At 37.9% G+C, this 18,480-nt stretch carries 19 protein-coding genes and 2 tRNA genes; 2 read left to right on the forward strand and 19 right to left on the reverse strand.

Translation table 11 applies throughout. The features are described 5' to 3' along the window. Nucleotides 1-449: 449 nt before the first annotated feature. The 9 genes from NSQ77_RS00810 to NSQ77_RS00850 all read right to left on the reverse strand — a co-directional run bounded on the left by NSQ77_RS00810 (nucleotide 450) and on the right by NSQ77_RS00850 (nucleotide 6,680). Nucleotides 450-1,466, reverse strand: coding sequence for a metal-binding protein ZinT (locus NSQ77_RS00810; RefSeq protein WP_339228308.1), 1,017 nt, complete (start codon nucleotides 1,464-1,466; stop codon nucleotides 450-452). Between the two features lie 290 nt (nucleotides 1,467-1,756). After that, nucleotides 1,757-1,830, reverse strand: a tRNA-Arg gene (locus NSQ77_RS00815). Nucleotides 1,831-1,841: 11 nt separating this feature from the next. Continuing rightward, nucleotides 1,842-1,915, reverse strand: a tRNA-Gly gene (locus NSQ77_RS00820). A gap of 203 nt (nucleotides 1,916-2,118) precedes the next feature. Beyond that, complete coding sequence (locus NSQ77_RS00825) at nucleotides 2,119-2,628, reverse strand: metallophosphoesterase (RefSeq protein ID WP_339228309.1); 510 nt, start codon at nucleotides 2,626-2,628, stop codon at nucleotides 2,119-2,121. A gap of 39 nt (nucleotides 2,629-2,667) precedes the next feature. Continuing rightward, on the reverse strand, nucleotides 2,668-3,261 hold the full coding sequence (locus NSQ77_RS00830; protein ID WP_339228310.1) for an XTP/dITP diphosphatase: 594 nt from the start codon (nucleotides 3,259-3,261) through the stop codon (nucleotides 2,668-2,670). A 10-nt stretch (nucleotides 3,262-3,271) separates the two neighbouring features. Further along, on the reverse strand, nucleotides 3,272-4,030 hold the full coding sequence (gene rph, locus NSQ77_RS00835; RefSeq protein ID WP_339228311.1) for a ribonuclease PH: 759 nt from the start codon (nucleotides 4,028-4,030) through the stop codon (nucleotides 3,272-3,274). 153 nt (nucleotides 4,031-4,183) lie between these two features. Next, a complete protein-coding gene (locus NSQ77_RS00840; protein WP_339228313.1) occupies nucleotides 4,184-5,266 on the reverse strand; it encodes a GerMN domain-containing protein in 1,083 nt (360 codons plus the stop codon). 166 nt (nucleotides 5,267-5,432) lie between these two features. Then, a complete protein-coding gene (gene racE, locus NSQ77_RS00845; RefSeq protein WP_339228314.1) occupies nucleotides 5,433-6,242 on the reverse strand; it encodes a glutamate racemase in 810 nt (269 codons plus the stop codon). 21 nt (nucleotides 6,243-6,263) lie between these two features. Beyond that, a complete protein-coding gene (locus NSQ77_RS00850; RefSeq protein ID WP_339230912.1) occupies nucleotides 6,264-6,680 on the reverse strand; it encodes a MarR family transcriptional regulator in 417 nt (138 codons plus the stop codon). Nucleotides 6,681-7,137: 457 nt separating this feature from the next. On the opposite strand from NSQ77_RS00850, the gene NSQ77_RS00855 reads away from it, so the two are divergent. After that, entirely contained in the window at nucleotides 7,138-7,362 is a 225-nt protein-coding gene (locus NSQ77_RS00855) for a response regulator transcription factor (protein ID WP_010651078.1), read from the forward strand. A gap of 15 nt (nucleotides 7,363-7,377) precedes the next feature. Here NSQ77_RS00855 and NSQ77_RS00860 read toward each other — a convergent pair whose 3' ends face one another. From NSQ77_RS00860 to NSQ77_RS00875, 4 genes are all read right to left on the reverse strand, one after another. Then, the gene (locus NSQ77_RS00860) at nucleotides 7,378-7,833 is read right to left on the reverse strand and encodes a thioesterase family protein (protein ID WP_339228315.1); all 456 of its coding nucleotides are present in this window, start codon (nucleotides 7,831-7,833) and stop codon (nucleotides 7,378-7,380) included. A gap of 574 nt (nucleotides 7,834-8,407) precedes the next feature. After that, the gene (gene sdhB / locus NSQ77_RS00865; RefSeq protein WP_339228316.1) at nucleotides 8,408-9,172 is read right to left on the reverse strand and encodes a succinate dehydrogenase iron-sulfur subunit; all 765 of its coding nucleotides are present in this window, start codon (nucleotides 9,170-9,172) and stop codon (nucleotides 8,408-8,410) included. Between the two features lie 16 nt (nucleotides 9,173-9,188). After that, nucleotides 9,189-10,940 carry a succinate dehydrogenase flavoprotein subunit gene (gene sdhA / locus NSQ77_RS00870; RefSeq protein ID WP_339228317.1) on the reverse strand — a complete coding sequence of 584 codons (1,752 nt, stop codon included), beginning with the start codon at nucleotides 10,938-10,940 and terminating at the stop codon, nucleotides 9,189-9,191. A 45-nt stretch (nucleotides 10,941-10,985) separates the two neighbouring features. After that, nucleotides 10,986-11,606 (reverse strand): succinate dehydrogenase cytochrome b558 subunit, encoded by a 621-nt coding sequence (locus tag NSQ77_RS00875; RefSeq protein ID WP_339228318.1) that lies wholly within the window; start codon nucleotides 11,604-11,606, stop codon nucleotides 10,986-10,988. A 382-nt stretch (nucleotides 11,607-11,988) separates the two neighbouring features. Here NSQ77_RS00875 and NSQ77_RS00880 point away from each other — a divergent pair, with 382 nt between their 5' ends. Next, complete coding sequence (locus tag NSQ77_RS00880) at nucleotides 11,989-12,426, forward strand: YslB family protein (RefSeq protein WP_339228319.1); 438 nt, start codon at nucleotides 11,989-11,991, stop codon at nucleotides 12,424-12,426. An 88-nt stretch (nucleotides 12,427-12,514) separates the two neighbouring features. On the opposite strand, the gene uvrC is transcribed toward NSQ77_RS00880, so the two are convergent. From uvrC to NSQ77_RS00910, 6 genes are all read right to left on the reverse strand, one after another. Beyond that, nucleotides 12,515-14,293 (reverse strand): excinuclease ABC subunit UvrC, encoded by a 1,779-nt coding sequence (uvrC, locus tag NSQ77_RS00885; protein ID WP_339228320.1) that lies wholly within the window; start codon nucleotides 14,291-14,293, stop codon nucleotides 12,515-12,517. 220 nt (nucleotides 14,294-14,513) lie between these two features. After that, complete coding sequence (trxA, locus tag NSQ77_RS00890; RefSeq protein ID WP_339228321.1) at nucleotides 14,514-14,828, reverse strand: thioredoxin; 315 nt, start codon at nucleotides 14,826-14,828, stop codon at nucleotides 14,514-14,516. A gap of 291 nt (nucleotides 14,829-15,119) precedes the next feature. Next, the gene (locus NSQ77_RS00895; RefSeq protein WP_339228322.1) at nucleotides 15,120-16,091 is read right to left on the reverse strand and encodes an electron transfer flavoprotein subunit alpha/FixB family protein; all 972 of its coding nucleotides are present in this window, start codon (nucleotides 16,089-16,091) and stop codon (nucleotides 15,120-15,122) included. An 81-nt stretch (nucleotides 16,092-16,172) separates the two neighbouring features. Beyond that, nucleotides 16,173-16,946 carry an electron transfer flavoprotein subunit beta/FixA family protein gene (locus tag NSQ77_RS00900; RefSeq protein ID WP_339228323.1) on the reverse strand — a complete coding sequence of 258 codons (774 nt, stop codon included), beginning with the start codon at nucleotides 16,944-16,946 and terminating at the stop codon, nucleotides 16,173-16,175. A gap of 27 nt (nucleotides 16,947-16,973) precedes the next feature. Further along, nucleotides 16,974-17,756 carry an enoyl-CoA hydratase gene (locus tag NSQ77_RS00905; protein WP_339228325.1) on the reverse strand — a complete coding sequence of 261 codons (783 nt, stop codon included), beginning with the start codon at nucleotides 17,754-17,756 and terminating at the stop codon, nucleotides 16,974-16,976. A gap of 29 nt (nucleotides 17,757-17,785) precedes the next feature. Then, on the reverse strand, nucleotides 17,786-18,370 hold the full coding sequence (locus NSQ77_RS00910; protein WP_339228326.1) for a TetR/AcrR family transcriptional regulator: 585 nt from the start codon (nucleotides 18,368-18,370) through the stop codon (nucleotides 17,786-17,788). Nucleotides 18,371-18,480: the final 110 nt, after the last annotated feature.

Below are 18,480 nucleotides of genomic sequence, written 5' to 3' on the forward strand. Positions count from 1 at the left end.
TCTACGAATGCTGGTACCCTTTACATTTATGAGAGGGCCCCCGCTTATGATATTTGCAGCAGCCACCACCATGTCTTTCATGTTCTGAGGCATGGCATTCACAAACAAAATCCATATGGTTGCGAACCCGATTACGATTTTTACAACTCTTTACATTTCCGAAAAAAATTATCGTAACAACACATATATTTTCTCCCCCATGACGTAAAAATCGATCGGCCACATTAATAGTATATTGATTAATTGTACTGAGTGACTGGACAAACTGGCTGGTATAAACGAACAATTTTCTGATGATTACAAAGAAAACAGCCCACCTCAAAATCGTTATAATGATACAAGCCAATACCAAATAAATAAGGAGTGGCTCGTATACTACTGATCTAAAAATGCCACTCCTCCATTGATATAATACTATCGCCAGTCTGCTCTATAGACAGTTTTACCTTTTAATGTGCAATCATATCATGGACGATACTAGCTCCATCCATATCTTTTGGGTAATATGTTGGCCAATGTTCTACTTCTTCTAATAATGCTTCACGATCGTTCCCCCAATACAAGTGGTAATGTTCAGCCACTGTTGGATAGATATTATGATCACTGAATTGAATAAATTGTGGAAGCTCATCGTTTTTATCTGCTAATTTAAAAATAAATCGAACTCCTCTATTTCCTGCTTCATACGTTAAGATTTCATAACCGTCATAAACATATTCACCTGTAAGTTTGTTGTCATTATTAAAGAACGTCACCGTATTGCCTTCTATGATAATACGGTCAACATCAGTTTCGTATCCATGCTTGTAATATTCCTTATATCCTTTAGCACTCATGTCTCCATCATGCTCTGATTTATAAGAAAACACTTCATCCAACGTACCATCCTGCAAGTATGGATAAACGGACTGCCAGTCTCCTTCCCAATCAGAAAGTTCACGATCCTTAACTTGACTGTCTTCGAAATAACCATTGTAAATTTGTTCATCATGACTATGGTGATGGTCGTGACCATGATGATCATCAATCACAATTTCTATTGGTGCCGATTGTACATAAGCTTCATGTTCATCATTGAAAAGAACCGCTTTTATTTGTTGACCATTATTGATAGCCTCACCTTTAAAACTGCTGCCTTCTTGATCTTCACTAAGAGTCCATCCAACCTCTTGATTATCTCTTATGTACCAGTGCCAATGATCAAATTCTTTTCCTTTTTCAAATACAGCCGTTAGTTCGACAATATCCCCAGTGTGATAATGATCTGCTGCTCCTTGGATATCAACTTCCTCTGGTGCTTGATGATTGTTACTGCTGTCATGATCATGTAATGCACTGGAAGATGATTCCTTTTTCTCTTGCTCCTCTGCCTTACCTTCTTGCAAATCAGCGTTCTGGCAGCCGAACAACAAAACTAGAAGACTAATAATTACTATTCCTATCCCCTTTGCAAATAAACTTTTCATTCTTAACACGCTCCTTTTTCTATATAATCGTAACTATTACTATTCGTAATAGTTACGATTTAGATTATACACAGTTTTATTAGAGAGCGTCAATATAAATATTAAAATATTATTAATTTTATTAGATTAGAAATATAGATAGAGATTTATTATATAGAAAGGATAAAAATACTATAATTAGCGCGATAGAGAATAGTACGATTCTTTAATAGAGGAAGCAAACTCCCTAAACTAATTATATAAATATGAAAAAAAGCCTTGCAAACATTTGTTTACAAGGCTTTAAATAGCGTCCCAGGCAGGATTCGAACCTGCGACCCACAGCTTAGAAGGCTGTTGCTCTATCCAGCTGAGCTACTGGGACAATTATTGTTTTGGAGCGGGTGAAGGGAATCGAACCCTCATCATCAGCTTGGAAGGCTGAGGTTTTACCACTAAACTACACCCGCGTCTTTTTCTATAAGTGAGAATATGTTGTTCAAACGCTGATTAAGAATGCACTACTTAACTATATATGTAAAATACCACAAATTGTTCTCGCTGTTTTTAGCGGACAAGAATTATTATAGGCAGGAAACCGTCTTTTGTCAACACTTTTCGTAAAAAACTTTTAAGGAAGTGTTTAAGCACTCCCTTAAAAGTAAACTTTATTTTATATTGATACGTTTTTTGTTAGAGCTTCCACTAACTCCCCATTTACATTATAAAAATGAATAGTTATATCTGAAGGATCATCCCATCGCATGATAGCATAAGTTTTTTCATTTCTTCCTTTAGGCAGTCGGATACTCCCCGGGTTGATAAAGAGCTTCTTTTCGACTTTTTCTGCACCTGCGATATGTGAATGCCCAAAGCAAACTACTTGCGCATTTTCTTCTTCTGCTCGGTATGATAGCCGCATTAGATTCATTTTCACATCAAAAAGATGTCCATGTGTAATATAAAAAGTCAACCCATCAAGCTCTATTGTTTGTTCATCTGGGTAGCGGACGTCGAAATCACAATTTCCTCCTACCCTGTAGAAGCCTTGAAGCTCGTCTGCATCGAATTCCAGTTCTGAGTCCCCACAATGAATTGACCATTTCACGTCGTGCCTTTCTTTTATAGCAACAACTTCATTTGACAAACCATGACTATCACTTAAAATTAATACTTCTGCCAAATCATCACCTCCAGTTTAAAGGCTGCACTAAAAATGCACTTATAACGTATGTATCCATTTTTCTAACTGAATAATCGCATTTCTGCGATGGCTGATTCGATTCTTTTCTTGTGGGTCTAATTCTGCCATGGTAACCCCATATCCATCTGCTATGAAAATCGGGTCATAACCGAAACCATTTTCTCCCTTTTCCGAATCGGTTATTCTTCCTTCGCAATATCCAGTCCGAAAAGTTGTTTCTCTCCCAGGTACAGCGATTGCTAATACACAAATAAAACGTGCTGTACGTTTAACAACGGGTACATCTTCCAACTCCGCTAAAACCTTATTAATGTTCGCCTTGTCGTCTTTTGGCTCACCTGCATATCGTGCAGAAAAAAGGCCCGGACGTCCACCTAGCGCATCGATTATTAAGCCGGAATCATCAGCAAGTACCGGTATGTTTAATAATGCTGCAATTTGCTCAGCTTTTAGAGCAGCATTTTCTTCAAAGGTTGATCCAGTTTCCTCGACATCTGGAATTGCTTGATCTAAATCAAGTAATGATAAGGCTTCAATTGATTTTTCTGCAAAAAACTCCTTAAATTCCTTTGCTTTTCCTTGATTTTTTGTAGCAATAATAATATGTTTCATCATTGATCTCCTATTTTTTCACGGAATTTGTTTCACCAATTCGATCTGCCAGCTCACCAATCGTTCCCTTTTGAATTTCTATGATTTGCTGTAATCCTTCTTCAGCAAGCCCCAACATCGCCTGCAGCTGTTTATTAGAAAAAGTTGCTTCCTCCCCAGTTCCTTGGATCTCTACAAATTCACCAGAACCAGTCATAACAATATTCATATCGACATGGGCTTGAAAGTCTTCTTCATAATTCAAATCTAATACTTCCTTACCATCCGGTAAAACACCCACAGAAATTGCAGCTAAGTAATCACGTACTGGCATTTTAGAGATTGCCTTTGTCTCTAGCATTTTGCCAAACGCAAGAACGACTGCGATAAATGCTCCTGTAATCGATGCTGTTCGTGTACCTCCATCCGCTTGTATGACATCACAGTCTACCCAAACGGTTCGTTCACCGATTTTGTCTAAATCGACTACTGCACGTAAAGCGCGGCCAATCAATCGCTGGATTTCCATCGTTCTTCCACTGACTTTCCCTTTTGACGATTCACGAATATTTCGCTGAGCAGTCGCTCGCGGCAGCATTGCATACTCTGCAGTAATCCATCCTTTGCCTTGCCCTCGCATAAATGGAGGAACACGGTCTTCAATACTGGCATTACAAATTACCTTTGTATTTCCAACCTCTATTAAGACAGAGCCCTCAGGGTGACTTATATAGTTTTTCGTAATCGTTATCGGTCTCAAATTATTCACTTCACGTTGATCATTTCTCATAAAAAATTCCTCCTCTTACAACATTAGCTTATCATATTTTCTGCAAAAGCAACATGCTGATACATTTTTATTACGTAACTTTCATCACTATTAAAAAAGATACATTTCCTTACATATAAGAAAGAGGCCTGCAATGGCTGCAGCCTCTTTCGGTTATAGTTTTTCTGTTGGTGTAAATGCCTGCTTCGTTACTGGCTCTGTGTATTCCTCCCCGTTTTCATTAACGAGTTGCTCTACATCTTCCACCTTTACATCAACTGCCTCGATATTCTCTTGTTCCGTTAGTGTCCTTACAAGTGTTTCCATTACTTCATCAGCAATTACTGCTTGCTCCGAATCTTGTAAAATGTCTTTGCTAAAAACAAGTTCCAGTACACCATCATTTAATTCAGGCTTATTCGTCAATATTGTATCCGGGTTAAAAACATGAACAACATTCGTATTTAACCCTGGTCCATCAATAAGCGCCTGGACTATCGAACTATATTCATTGTCATTGTCCTCTGCAACTTCGATATGCTGTGTTACTGGTACATAATAACGATTCTCGCCGTGTTCTGCAGGATAGTATAATGTTACCGCCGTACTTTCAAGTAAATCTAAGGTATCTGTGTCAGCAATGTTAATACCGTTTGTCCGTGAATAACCTTCGCCAATCGGCGTGCCGTTTACCGGCATTTCCGTTTGGGGATGCCCATTAATCCAAAGTTTGACTTTCGATACATTTTCAAATTGTGTTAATGTGTGGGTGATCGATTCTAATATTTTCAACTCATCAGCAGCTTCATAGTTTTTAAATTCCTCCGAAACGTCTACAATCATTGTGCCATCTTCTTGCAGATTGACCCCAAGCACCTCTGTACCCTCAGGCAAAACAGCTTGAAAACCATTTGGCAGCATCTCGGTTACCGGCCCACCTTTTACAAGATATTCTACTACCTGATGTGCAACTTGTTTTGTATTTGGCAATTCAATTGTTTGCGGAGCTACCATACCATTTGCATCCATTAAGTACAGCTGCCTCGCAACAGTTTCCTCCGAATCTGCCTTTTCATTAACATTTTCTTCATTTTCTTTATTCACTGCATCTTCTTCTGATATATTTTCCAAATTATCAACTGCCTCAGCATTTGGAGGTGGGTCCATCTCTTCCATCGATTGTTCTCCCTTGAAACAGCCAGATAGAATCACCGAAATACTAATCGTTCCAATCAAAAGCTTTGCTCGCTTATGCATGCCATTACCTCCTACGATGGTTTGTACTATTATATATACGAGCCCTCTGTGAAAATAGACCAATCAATATTAGAAAACTTGGCAATTATGCAGCTTTTAAATGAAGCCCATTAGATTAGCACTTATGAAAAAATCAGGTATCTGATTTTTTCAGAATACCTGATTTTTATCCAAGATTTGCTTTTCTGATTGTCAGCATTTGAAAATTTCCATCTTTAAAAATCCCTTTTGAAATTTCGATAAAAATTTCCAGCTCGCCAGTTGCATAAAATTGATGAACAGGTGGATGTTCCACTTTATTCAATAAATGATGAACATCTAAAATGGTACTTGCTTCTCTTGCAGTTTCCTCGCTTGAGGAAATAACGGTCACATGGTCTCCGATCACTTCTTGGATTGTATTTTTCAATAGTGGATAATGAGTACACCCTAAAATAAGGACATCCATTTCTTTGTCTTTTTTTAATGGAACCAGTGATTCTTCCACTACCTTTTTGGCCTGCTCACCGCTAAGAATCCCTTTTTCCACCATTGGGACAAACAAAGGACAAGCTAGTGCATTTACATGAATATCTGATTTTATTTTTTTTAATGCCAGCTCGTATGCACCACTTCTTACCGTACCCTCTGTTCCAATAATTCCGACTTGATTATTGTTTGTAAATTTAATTGCTGCTCTTGCACCAGGCTTTATAACGCCAATGACTGGAATATCCAATTTTTCTTTTAGGTCCTTCAATGTAAAAGCAGTTGCAGTATTACATGCGATAACAAGCATTTTAATATTTTTTGTTAATAAAAATTCTACCATTTCCCATGTGAATTTCTTTACCTCTTCTTCAGTCCTTGGTCCATATGGACATCTTGCTGTATCCCCTATATAAATTAACTTCTCCTTTGGCAGCTGTCTCATGAGCTCATGAACTACCGTTAAGCCGCCGACACCGGAGTCGATTACACCAATTGCTTTATCCAAATCTGTTTCTCCTCTTTGTTGTTATTTTCCATTCACTATTTTCATTTCCTGATATAGGAAATCTAATAAATGATTTAGTGAAAGCTTCTCATCTTCGCTGAATTTATTAAGAACTTTACCTAGATAGTCTTGTCTTTCCTGTATTACTTCACGAATTATTGTTTTCCCTTTTTCTAATAAATGGATTCGAACGACCCTTCTGTCATTTGTATCACGTACTCTTTCAACAAGTTCATTTTTCTCCATACGATCAACCAAATCCGTCGTAGTGCTAAATGCCAGACTAATTTTATTGGATAGCTCTCCAATCGTTAAATCACCTTCTTCTAACAGCCATTGCAAAGCAACGAATTGAGGTGATGTAATTGGATAATTGTTTAAGATTTTACGACCATTTTGTTTGATCATTCCAGATATATAACGGAGCTGCTTCTCCATTTTTTTTATAGAATCTGCTGATTCAGATACTTCTTTTCCCAAAGTGTTACCTCCTAATTTTCTCCTTAACAAATAGTTTATCACATGATATTCCCAAATAAGGGAAATATCCTTTGCACAGTATATACAAAACTAAATAATTTGCCTATCATAGGAAAATCCCTGCTTGTCCAAAAAAATACTGATAATTCATAAACACACATTCTTAAGAATTACTTTTATTATATATTAAACGATATCCGCAAAATTAGAAACTAATCGTTACTTTTCAATTGTAAAAACATCCTTATGGAAAATATCGTCCCTTATTTTTAAATTTTTAAAATAAAGTTATTGTATTTTAGTTGTACATTTCCGCTAAATGTACGCACCGTTTCTGACAGTCTTCATAAGCTATTATTGACTAAATAATTTCCCTTCATAACTGTAGCTCTATAGAGCAAGGAGGGGGTAACATTTGAAGGACAACGAGTATAAACCGAAGCAATTACTGACCAAACGCGAAAAAGAAGTGTTTGAACTATTAGTGCAGGATAAGACAACAAAAGAAATAGCACAAGAATTGTTTATTTCCGAAAAAACTGTCCGGAACCATATTTCAAATGCTATGCAAAAATTGGGAGTTAAGGGGCGGTCTCAAGCCGTAGTAGAACTTCTTCGCATGGGGGAATTAAAGCTCTGAAAAATCGACTTCCCTTTATAGGGGAAGTCGATTTTGTTTGGCTAGAAGCTGTTTCATTTCGTCAGGTATTGGAACTGGACGACCTTTTTTGGGATTTATATAAACGATTCGTCCTCGTCCAGTTAAGGCAATTTCTTTGTTTTCTTTTACACCCATATAATGCACATCAAAGGAAGTATTGCCAATTGTTGCAACTTTTACATACATTTTAAGACGTTCATCAAAGTACATTTGCTGCAAATAATCACATTGCAGATCTGCTACAATAATCGCTTCATCGCTCTTGAGATTGTTGAGAATACCGAGTGAATTCAGAAAGTCTACCCGCGCTTCTTCGAAATAAATAAACGCTGAAACATTATTTACATGTCCATACATATCCGTCTCTGAAAAACGTACTTTTATAGGTATATAAAAACTAAACTCAGAACGCCATTGATCCATATTTTCAATATAGTTAACTGTTTTCATACGATCACTCCTGAATAGTTAATTTCAAACACTCTACTGATAACTTAAAACAATCAGATTGAGCAGGTGGTTAATCAACTTACCGATTTTTGGTTATAAATGATATAAACGGTGAACTAATCTGGAGTGAAGGATTGTGCGTATACTCCAATTCGGAAATACATTTCGCTTTTTACGGGTAACCCGTGAGCCTCCTCGAACTATCGTACTTTGTAGTCTCACTCTGGTCACGTATCCCGCATAAGTCTTCGTGTATTTCCTCCGCTAGAATCGTCTCACTTCCTATTAGTAGAGTAGCATGGTTTTTCGAAACAGAAATGTTGCTTTAACCAGTTCGGGTGAGCGAAGGGCGTTGACTCCAACGGAAACAGCACGTGTCTAAAAACTCACCGGAAGTGGCTTTCTTCCGGAGAGGCTGAAGCCGTGCCCTAAGGTGCCCATCCGTCCGCAGCGATCCCGGACGGCGACAGCTGCTCCTACCACAGCAGCTAGCTAGCTGACAGACTGTGCGATTATACAAATGACCCTCACCAGCGATTCGGAGAGGGTCATTTGTAATCTATCAATCTAGTAATTAATGTGCGTTGTCACTGCCAAAGAAGTTTTTAAATGCTTGAATGTTTGTCGCACGGTTCATTGCCGCAATTGATGTCGTTAATGGAATGCCTTTTGGACACACCTGTACACAGTTTTGAGAGTTTCCGCAACCATCAATTCCACCGTCTTCCATTAATCCATTCAAGCGGTCACTCTTATTCATTTCACCTGTTGGATGTGCATTGAATAGGCGTGCTTGTGAAATTGCAGCCGGTCCAATGAAGTTCGATTTGTCGTTCACATTTGGACAAGCTTCTAAACAAACCCCGCAAGTCATACATTTAGAAAGCTCATAAGCCCATTGGCGTTTCTTTTCAGGCATTCTCGGACCAGGTCCTAAATCATGGGTACCATCAATTGGAATCCAAGCTTTTACTTGTTTTAATGCATCAAACATACGTTCACGGTCAACGATTAAATCACGAATAACCGGGAATGTAGACATTGGCTCAAGTCGAATTGGCTGCTCGAGCTGATCGACCAAAGCAGCACATGATTGTCTAGCGGTACCATTGATAACCATGGAACATGCACCGCAAACTTCTTCAAGACAGTTCATATCCCACATAACAGGCGTTGATTTTTCCCCTTTTGCGTTTACTGGATTTTGTCTGATCTCCATGAGTCCGGATATAACATTCATGTTTTTCCGGTAAGGAATTTCAAATATTTCCTCATAAGGAGCAGAATCCGGGCCGTCTTGTCTAGTTATAATAAAAGTAACTGTACTTTGTTCAGCCATTACTACTTACTCCCCCTTAGTGTTTTGTTGTGTAGTCACGTTTACGAGGCTTGATTAATGAAATATCAACATCCTCATAGCTGAATTCTGGAGACTCTGTTTCTTTGTTAAATTCAGCAATCGTTGTTTTTAACCATTCTTCATCATTACGCTCCGGAAATTCCGGTTTATAATGTGCACCACGGCTCTCATTACGATTATATGCCCCCATCGTAATTACTCGCGCAAGATGGAGCATATTTTTCAACTGACGCGTAAACATAACTCCTTGGTTGCTCCAGCGTGAAGTATCGTTAATATTAATATTATTCCAGCGTTCAAGCAGTTCTTTAATCTTCTCATCTGTTTTTTGGAGCTTTGCATTCTCACGAACTACTGTTACGTTATCAGTCATCCATTCACCAAGCTCTTTATGAATTTGATACGCATTTTCAGTTCCTTCCATTCGCATAAGTTCCTCAAATTCTTCCTGCTCTTCCTTTTCATATGTGGAAAACATCTCTTCCGCTAAATCCTCGACATGGACATCCAATTTATCAAGGTATTCGATTGCTTTTGGTCCAGCAACCATTCCACCGTAAATTGCAGATAACAATGAGTTCGCACCAAGCCGGTTTCCACCATGCTGTGAATAATCACATTCACCTGCTGCAAAAATCCCTGGAATATTTGTCATTTGATTATAGTCAACCCATAGACCGCCCATGGAATAATGAACTGCCGGGAAGATTTTCATTGGCACTTTACGGGGGTCTTCCCCAACAAACTTCTCATAGATTTCAATAATTCCACCTAATTTAATATCCAATTCCTTTGGATCTTTATGAGACAGATCCAAGTAAACCATGTTCTCTCCATTGATGCCGAGCTTTTGGTTTACACATACATCAAAAATTTCACGTGTTGCAATATCACGTGGTACAAGATTTCCATATGCTGGATATTTTTCTTCCAAGAAATACCATGGTTCGCCGTCTTTATATGTCCAGACCCGACCACCTTCACCTCGAGCAGATTCACTCATCAAGCGAAGTTTATCATCCCCTGGGATTGCAGTCGGATGAATTTGGATAAATTCACCATTGGCGTATTTAGCGCCCTGTTGATACAGAATACTTGCTGCAGATCCTGTATTAATCATGGAGTTTGTTGACTTACCAAATATAATACCCGGTCCGCCGGTAGCAAAAATTGTTGCATCAGATCGAAATGCTTTAATTTCATGTGTTTTAATATCCTGAGCAACTAGTCCTCGACTAACTCCATTCTCATCAAGAATAGCTTTTACGAACTCCCAGCCTTCGTATTTCGTAACTAGACCTTCCACTTCAAAACGACGAACTTGCTCATCGAGCGCATATAATAACTGCTGTCCTGTTGTTGCACCTGCATATGCTGTTCTATGGTGCTGTGTGCCACCAAAACGTCTAAAATCCAGTAATCCCTCAGGTGTACGATTAAACATAACTCCCATCCGGTCGAGCATATGTATAATTCCAGGCGCTGCCTCACACATAGCTTTCACTGGTGGCTGGTTTGCAAGAAAATCTCCACCATAAATACTATCATCAAAGTGAATCATTGGAGAGTCCCCTTCTCCCTTCGTATTAACCGCACCGTTAATACCACCTTGAGCACACACAGAGTGAGAGCGTTTAACAGGAACGATGGAAAAAACATCTACTTTTACGCCTGCCTCGGCTGCTTTTATGGTAGCCATTAAACCTGCTAATCCACCGCCGACAATAGCGACTTTACGATTATTCATTTTGTTAGCTCACTCCTATTCTCTTTCTAAAGGTTCTTTCTTTAATTAAACACCGTACGCAAATTGAATTAAGGTTCTAACACCAATATAGCTGATTGCAAAGAAAACAACGATTACAGCATATGTAGCAATCTTTTGCGATTTTGGTGACTGCGTAATGCCCCATGAAACCAAAAAGCTCCACAAACCATTAGCAAAGTGAAATACTGCGGAAACTACCCCCGCTACGTAGAACCAGAACATAAATGGGTTAGTTAAAATACCTTCCATCAAGCTGTAATCAAGGTCTACATTACCTAAGCCGATCTGCACTCGAGTTTCCCATACATGCCATGCTATGAAAACTAGCGTTATAATACCCGTAATTCGCTGCAATCTAAACATCCAGTTTCGGAAGAAGCCATATTTTCTAGTATTGTTGCGTGCAACAAATACTATATATACCCCTAAAATTGCGTGAAATAAAATTGGTAGATAGATGACGAAGATTTCCAGTAGTAATACAAATGGAAGCCCTGCCATAAATCCTGCTGCCCGATTAAAACTCTCTTCTCCATACACAGCAAAATGATTGATTACTAAATGCTGAACCATAAAAATACCAATTGGAACAACACCTAACAATGAATGCAATCTTCTGTAATAAAACTCACGATGCTCTGCCATGTTTACCCCCCTTAGTCTCATTCAATAATTTAAAATAATATGTAGCCATTTCACAAAGTAATGAAGCGCTTTTATTTGAAAAAAGCAGACTTTATAAAATAGCACAAATTCGTAACACATTTATTGTACTTCTAACAACAAAAAGCGTCAAGAAAACTAGATTCTCAATTAGAGTTACATAGAATCGAGACTTCTAGTCAATAAGTGTACATTTTCTAAGTTCAGCTCTGAAAAGAGCCATGTTTTTTAATTGAGAATATGAAAAATTGATAGCATGACTTGTTTTTTTATCCATTTAAATAGATAATATGGATAGTTCTTCCGAGCGTATCATTGTGTGAGAAAGGAAACTACTTTGAATTTGTTAGAAAGGATGAAAAGGATGTCAAAAAAGCATCAAACATTAAATTTATCACATCTTGAAGATTTACACACACCAGGGGCTGGCTACGACATCCTGCGATATGTAAGCTTACCTGATTTACTTGGTCAAGAAACAGAACCGATACTGTATTTTATGGGAAGAAATCTCGCACGTAAATTTGAAATTACATCAATTGATGAGATTGTATACCTGTTCGAGAAACTTGGCTGGGGAACACTCGACTTAATTAAACAAAATAAAAATATGTTTGTTTTTCATTTATTATCTGACTCCGTTGTCTTGCGGTTAAATGCTCCATTCCATGTTGACTTTCGGTTTGAAGCTGGATTTCTGGCAGAAGCTATTCAACAAGTAGAAGGTATAGAATGTGAATGTGTCGAAGAGGTCAACAAGCGTATTCATCAAATAGAGTTTTCCGTTTTTATAACAAACTAGTTCAAAATATAAGTTTTGCAAGCCTTGTGTGGCTTCACTTTAAAAGGCAGGGGCATGTATAAACACGCCCCTGCCTTTTCCTTTTCTGTTAATCTTCTTTATTCAAGTGATGAATCACAGTTTCTGCTATGTTGCTCGGAATGCCAAGTTTTGTAATATCGGTTAATTTAGCATTGCGAATTTCATTCACCGATTTAAAATGCGTCAGCAATAATTTTCGACGTTTTTCCCCAACTCCTGGTATTTTATCCAATTCTGATTGGAAAAGGTTTTTTCCGCGAAGCTGGCGATGAAATGTAATCGCAAATCGGTGCACTTCATCTTGAATGCGCTGAACTAGATAAAACTCCTGGGATTGGCGTTCTAATGGTACGATAATTGGAGGGTCTCCATACAGTAACTCACTTGTTTTATGTTTATCATCCTTAGCGAGTCCTGCGAGCGGCATATCAAGACCAAGCTCATTTTCTAACACATCTAACGCAGCTGACATCTGACCCTTACCTCCGTCAACAATCACTAAGTCTGGTAATGGCAGATTTTCTTTTAGCACTCTTGTATATCTTCTTCGAATTACCTCTCTCATGGTTTCATAATCGTCTGGTCCTTTTACATCTCTAATTTTATATTTGCGATATGCTTTTTTATTTGGTTTTCCATCTTCAAAAACAATCATCGCTGATACCGGATCTGCCCCTTGTATATTAGAATTATCGAAAGCTTCAATACGACGAGGTGTTTCAATATGAAGTCGTTCTCCAAGCTTCTCAACTGCTTGAATCGTTCTTTCTTCATTTTGTTCAATTAAAAGAAATTTTTCTTCTAAAGCAATTTCAGCATTTTTCATTGCTAATTCAACCAGCTCTTTTTTTCTTCCGCGTAACGGAGTATGCACTTCGATTTCGAGTAACTTCCGCAGCAGTTCATCCTGTGTACCGATTGGAACTAAAATCTGTTTTGGCTTTAAATGATTTTCATGTAAATAAAATCTTCCAATAAAGCTGATGAAGGCTTCTTCATGGTCATCAAAAAACGGGAAAATCGTTACATCTCTTTCAATCAGCTTTCCTTGTCTCACGAAAAACACTTGAATACACATCCAGCCTTTATCATAACTGTAACCAAAAATATCACGATCGACCTGATCATTCATCGTCATTTTCTGTTGTTCCATTACCACTTCAATATGCTGAATTTGATCACGCAGTTCCTTCGCACGTTCAAATTGCAGCTGCTCACTTGCTTCATACATTTTTGCCGTTATTGCAGACTTAATATCTTTATATCCTCCCTGCAGAAAGGATGCAATTTCCTGAACAATGGATTGATATTCCTCTTTTGTAGGGGGATTTTCACTGCAAGCTCTGCATTGATGCATATGATAATATAAACAGGGTCGTCCTGGTGGATTATTGCATTTCCTGAGTGGATAAAGCCGATCAAGTAGTTTCTTTGTTTCTCTCGCTGCCAAGACATTTGGATACGGCCCGAAATACTTGCCCTTATCTTTTTTTACTTTGCGTGTTATAAGCAAGCGCGGGTGTCTTTCCGACGTGATTTTCAAATATGGATAAGATTTATCGTCCTTCAGCATCACATTATATTTCGGGTCATATTTTTTAATCAAATTCATCTCAAGTATAAGTGCTTCAATTTCAGAAGAAGTTACAAAGTATTCAATGTCTTCTATTTCTTGCACTAGCCGCTGTGTTTTTTGGTCATTTGCACCTCTAAAATAAGAACGAACCCGATTTTTCAACATCTTTGATTTACCGACATAAATAATGACTCCATGCTTGTCCTTCATCAAATAACAGCCCGGTTGTGATGGTAATATAGCTAATTTACCCTTTATGGTCTCATTCATTCTGTATTCAAATCCTTTAAGTTATCCCCTTTTTCTTTTGAAATCAAGTGTAAAATTTGAATGTTTTATTTAACTCCTATATAGGAATATTCGATAAGCCGAACCACTCTCAATTTTTGGGCACGGAGCCCGCTAATCTGGCTCTTCCGCTTTTATTCTTAGAAAATCCCTTGTCACATCAGTAACAAGGGATTTTATTTCTAATTTTATTATACAGGTTTTACGCGTGTTTGTTAATTAAGTCTGCTAAAGCTTCTTTTGGTTGGAAACCAACTACCTGGTCCACTACATTACCATCTTTGAACATTAATAGTGTCGGGATACTCATTACACCGAATTTGCCAGCTGTTTCTTGGTTTTCGTCCACATCCAACTTAACGATTTGAACTTTTTCTTCCATTTCTCCATCGATTTCTTCCAGAACTGGAGCGATCATTTTACATGGTCCACACCAAGGTGCCCAAAAGTCAACTAAAACTAACCCCTTAGAAGTTTCTTCTGCAAAATTTTGATCTGATACATGTTTAATTGCCATTATTATATACCTCCTAATAAAAACTCAAGATTGAATAAATCTTATTATGAGTATATCACCTGATGTATATACTTCCTAATAGTTTGCTTCATATTATGAAGTGAAACATCATTCCTTGGTGGATTCCCTTCCTCCCCCCAAGGAATGTTAGTTAAACATAATCAGGAATTTACGGTCTGTTTACCCGCACCTTCACAATATTTCGTATCCTTTTGTTATAGAGGTGACAGTATTACAGCCCATTAATGCCTGATAAAAAATATGGATTTGATGATCATCAGATCCATCGGTTTATTTTACTTTCTTAAATTCTTCAATCAGTAATGGGATAACCTCAAACAAGTCACCAACAATTCCATAGTCAGCAATATTGAAGATATTTGCTTCTGAATCTTTGTTAATTGCTACAATTACTTTGGAGTTAGACATCCCAGCTAAATGCTGAATAGCACCTGAGATTCCAACTGCTATATATAGGTCTGGTGTTACAACTTTTCCAGTCTGCCCGATTTGCAATGCATAGTCACAATACTCCGCATCACACGCTCCACGTGATGCACCAACCGCTCCTCCTAAAACGTCAGCAAGCTCATATAATGGCTTGAATCCATCTGCGCTTTTTACACCCCGCCCACCAGCAATAATCACATTAGCCTCGGATAGATCAACTCCTTTAGATGCCTTACGAACTACATCTTTAACAATGGTTCGGATATCTCTAATATCAACACTTTTTGTTGCGATATCTCCTAAGCGTGATTCATCTTTTTCTAATGCCGCAATATTATTCGGACGAATCGTTACGAAAGTAATTCCATTTGTAATGATTTTCTTTTCAAAAGCTTTTCCTGAATAAATTGGTCGAATGAATACAGGCTGATCGCTATCTTTTTCTATTCCGACAGCATCTGAAACAAGACCTGTCTCTAACTTGCTCGCAAGCTTCGGTGTTAAATCCTTTCCAATAGATGTATGACCCATAATAATACCGGATGGATTTTCTTCGTTTACAATAGCCATTATCGCTTGCCCATAGCCTTCAGATGTATACGTTTTCAAATTCTCGTGGGAAACATTGATCACTCGGTCAGAACCATAATAAATTAATTCTTTTGCCAAATTTTCTAAATTGCCATCTCCAACAATTACACCAACGATTTCTGCATCAGGATTAATTTCCTTTGCTGCTGCAACCGCCTCTAATGATACATGACGTAATTCACCGTCTCTCGTCTCACTTATTACTAAATATTTATCACTCATGTCATTGCTCCTTCCCCTTATAGATGTTCCTTAACCGGTCCCGGCCATTTTTTATCCGCTTTTGAATACGAAGTTAAGTTTTTACAACACTTTCTTTTCGTTTTTAAGTAATGATACCAATTCACTGACTTGATCTGATACTTCGCCTTCTAATACCCTTCCAGCTTCTTTTTCAGACGGCAGAAAGATATCGATTGTTTTCGTTTTTGGTTCCACGTCTTCATCATCTAAATCCAAGTCATCAATTTCAAGCTCTTCCAAAGGTTTTTTCTTTGCCTTCATAATCCCCGGAAGTGATGGATAGCGTGGCTCGTTAAGACCTTGCTGACAAGTGACTAATAAAGGCAAGCTTGTTTCAATTACTTCTACATCTCCCTCTACATCTTTTTCTATCATAACCGTTTTATCTTTGATATCCAATTTAGTAATGGTCGTTACATAAGGAAGTCCAAGTAATTCCGCAAGTCGTGGTCCCACCTGGCCGCTTGCTTCATCAATTGCTACATTTCCAGCTAAGATCAGATCTGCTTCTTTATCTTCAAAATAAGCTTCTAAAATTTTTGCAGTTGTAAAAGAATCCCCTTCCTCCAGATCTTCTTCTGTATTAATCAGCACTGCCTTATCTGCTCCCATTGCTAAGGCTGTGCGCAACTGTTTTTCAGAGTCTTCATCCCCAACTGTCACAACAGTTACTTCTCCTCCATGTGCATCACGCTGCGTAATAGCCTCTTCAACGGCATATTCATCATATGGATTAATAATGTATTCGGCCCCATCATCTTCAATAACTCCACCTGATACACTAATTTTTTCTTCAGTGTCGAAAGTTTTCTTTAAAAGCACATAAATATCCATCTAGCATCCTCCTAATCAATTAAAATATTATTTATCTTTAAAATTCGCTTGACGCTTTTCTAAAAATGCTTGAATGCCTTCTTTTGCATCCTCATTTCCAAACACTTGTGAAAAGGCATTAGCTTCTTCTTCTTCACCTTTGGAAAACACTTCTGTTTTTGATACAGAAACAAGATGCATGATATGTTGAATAGCTGGTTTACTTTTGGCTGCTATTTTCTCTGCGAGTTTTGCAGCTTCGCTCATTAGAGCTTCTTCAGAAACAACACTGTTTGCAAGCCCCCATGCAGCTGCCTGTTCTCCGTTTATCGGTTCACCAGTAAGTATCATTTCATAAGCTTTCGACGCACCTACATACCTCGGCAATCGCTGTGTACCCCCAAAACCAGGTATGATCCCAAGATTTACTTCTGGTAAACCTAGTTTCGCATTTGCTGTGACGATACGGATATGGCAAGCCATTGCAAGTTCCAATCCTCCGCCTAATGCAGCACCATGAATAGCAGCAATAATCGGTATAGAGAACTGTTCCATCCGACTAAAGACATGCTGACCGTTTGTCGCAAGAGATGCATAATCTGCTGTGTTCTGTAAACCGGTAAATTCCTTGATATCTGCACCCGCGGAGAAGAATCTGCCTTCACCTTTTAGAACAACTGCTTTTACATTATTTTCTTGTTCAATTCGATCAAGCTGATTATTTAAGTCTTTTAGAAGTGTGCGTGATAATGCATTTGCAGGCGGGCTTTGAATCGTTAAATATGCTACGTTTCCTTTAACTTCATTCGCAATCATTGTCAAATTAATCATATCCTCCCTCAATGAACTTCTACAATTTTTCAATCTCTGGATAGCCCTTTCATTAGCAAATCATGAACAGCTGCTACTTGTTTATTTATATCATATCTTTGCTCATTCATGACCCAATTCGTTACGATTTCATCTAAAGTACCAAATATCATTTGTCTTACTAAAGGAATCGTTAAATCATTGCGAAACAGCTGTTCTTCTATTCCTTCTTTAAGAATATTATCCAATACCGTTAAGTAACGCTTTAAAACATTATTGATTTTAATCCTTAGATCATAATTGGATTGCCTTAATTCCAGCTGGGTAACAATGGCTAAATGATAATCAGCTGAAAGCTGTTCAAAATGCATTTTTATCAATGTAAATAATTTATCATTTGCGTTCTGTTCTTGATTGGTTGACTGTTCAATCCGTTCAATAAATTCACCCATCTTCTCTTCAAAAACAGATACAAGGACATCTTCTTTATTTTTAAAATAAAGATAGATTGTGCCATCTGCAACTCCGGCTGCCTTTGCAATTTTAGATACCTGTGAGCCATGATAGCCATTCTCAGCAATGACTTTTACTGCTGCTTCTATTATTTGGTTATATTTCGGTTTATTATTTTTCATTTTTCATGCGCCTTCTCCTATGATGTTATTCACTTTATAAACTGAGTGAATGGTCATTCATAATTTTATTCTAACTCCAACAGATTATTCTGTCAACAATGACCTTGTCC

The sequence above is a fragment of the Oceanobacillus sp. FSL K6-2867 genome, from assembly GCF_037963145.1.
Classification (GTDB): domain Bacteria; phylum Bacillota; class Bacilli; order Bacillales; family Amphibacillaceae; genus Oceanobacillus.

Bases quoted from the DNA above. Each gene is read 5' to 3' on its own strand.
- sdhB (WP_339228316.1), bottom strand. From the start codon at position 9,172: ATGGCTGAACAAAGTACAGTTACTTTTATTATAACTAGACAAGACGGC.
- NSQ77_RS00910 (WP_339228326.1), bottom strand. From the start codon at position 18,370: ATGAAAAATAATAAACCGAAATATAACCAAATAATAGAAGCAGCAGTA.
- NSQ77_RS00840 (WP_339228313.1), bottom strand. From the start codon at position 5,266: ATGCATAAGCGAGCAAAGCTTTTGATTGGAACGATTAGTATTTCGGTG.
- NSQ77_RS00875 (WP_339228318.1), bottom strand. From the start codon at position 11,606: ATGGCAGAGCATCGTGAGTTTTATTACAGAAGATTGCATTCATTGTTA.
- NSQ77_RS00830 (WP_339228310.1), bottom strand. From the start codon at position 3,261: ATGAAACATATTATTATTGCTACAAAAAATCAAGGAAAAGCAAAGGAA.
- NSQ77_RS00810 (WP_339228308.1), bottom strand. From the start codon at position 1,466: ATGAAAAGTTTATTTGCAAAGGGGATAGGAATAGTAATTATTAGTCTT.
- NSQ77_RS00900 (WP_339228323.1), bottom strand. From the start codon at position 16,946: ATGGATATTTATGTGCTTTTAAAGAAAACTTTCGACACTGAAGAAAAA.
- trxA (WP_339228321.1), bottom strand. From the start codon at position 14,828: ATGGCAATTAAACATGTATCAGATCAAAATTTTGCAGAAGAAACTTCT.
- NSQ77_RS00905 (WP_339228325.1), bottom strand. From the start codon at position 17,756: ATGATTAATTTGACAATGATTGCGAATGAAGTTAAAGGAAACGTAGCA.
- NSQ77_RS00850 (WP_339230912.1), bottom strand. From the start codon at position 6,680: ATGGAGAAGCAGCTCCGTTATATATCTGGAATGATCAAACAAAATGGT.
- sdhA (WP_339228317.1), bottom strand. From the start codon at position 10,940: ATGAATAATCGTAAAGTCGCTATTGTCGGCGGTGGATTAGCAGGTTTA.
- NSQ77_RS00895 (WP_339228322.1), bottom strand. From the start codon at position 16,091: ATGAGTGATAAATATTTAGTAATAAGTGAGACGAGAGACGGTGAATTA.
- rph (WP_339228311.1), bottom strand. From the start codon at position 4,030: ATGAGAAATGATCAACGTGAAGTGAATAATTTGAGACCGATAACGATT.
- uvrC (WP_339228320.1), bottom strand. From the start codon at position 14,293: ATGAATGAGACCATAAAGGGTAAATTAGCTATATTACCATCACAACCG.
- NSQ77_RS00860 (WP_339228315.1), bottom strand. From the start codon at position 7,833: ATGAAAACAGTTAACTATATTGAAAATATGGATCAATGGCGTTCTGAG.
- NSQ77_RS00880 (WP_339228319.1), top strand. From the start codon at position 11,989: ATGTCAAAAAAGCATCAAACATTAAATTTATCACATCTTGAAGATTTA.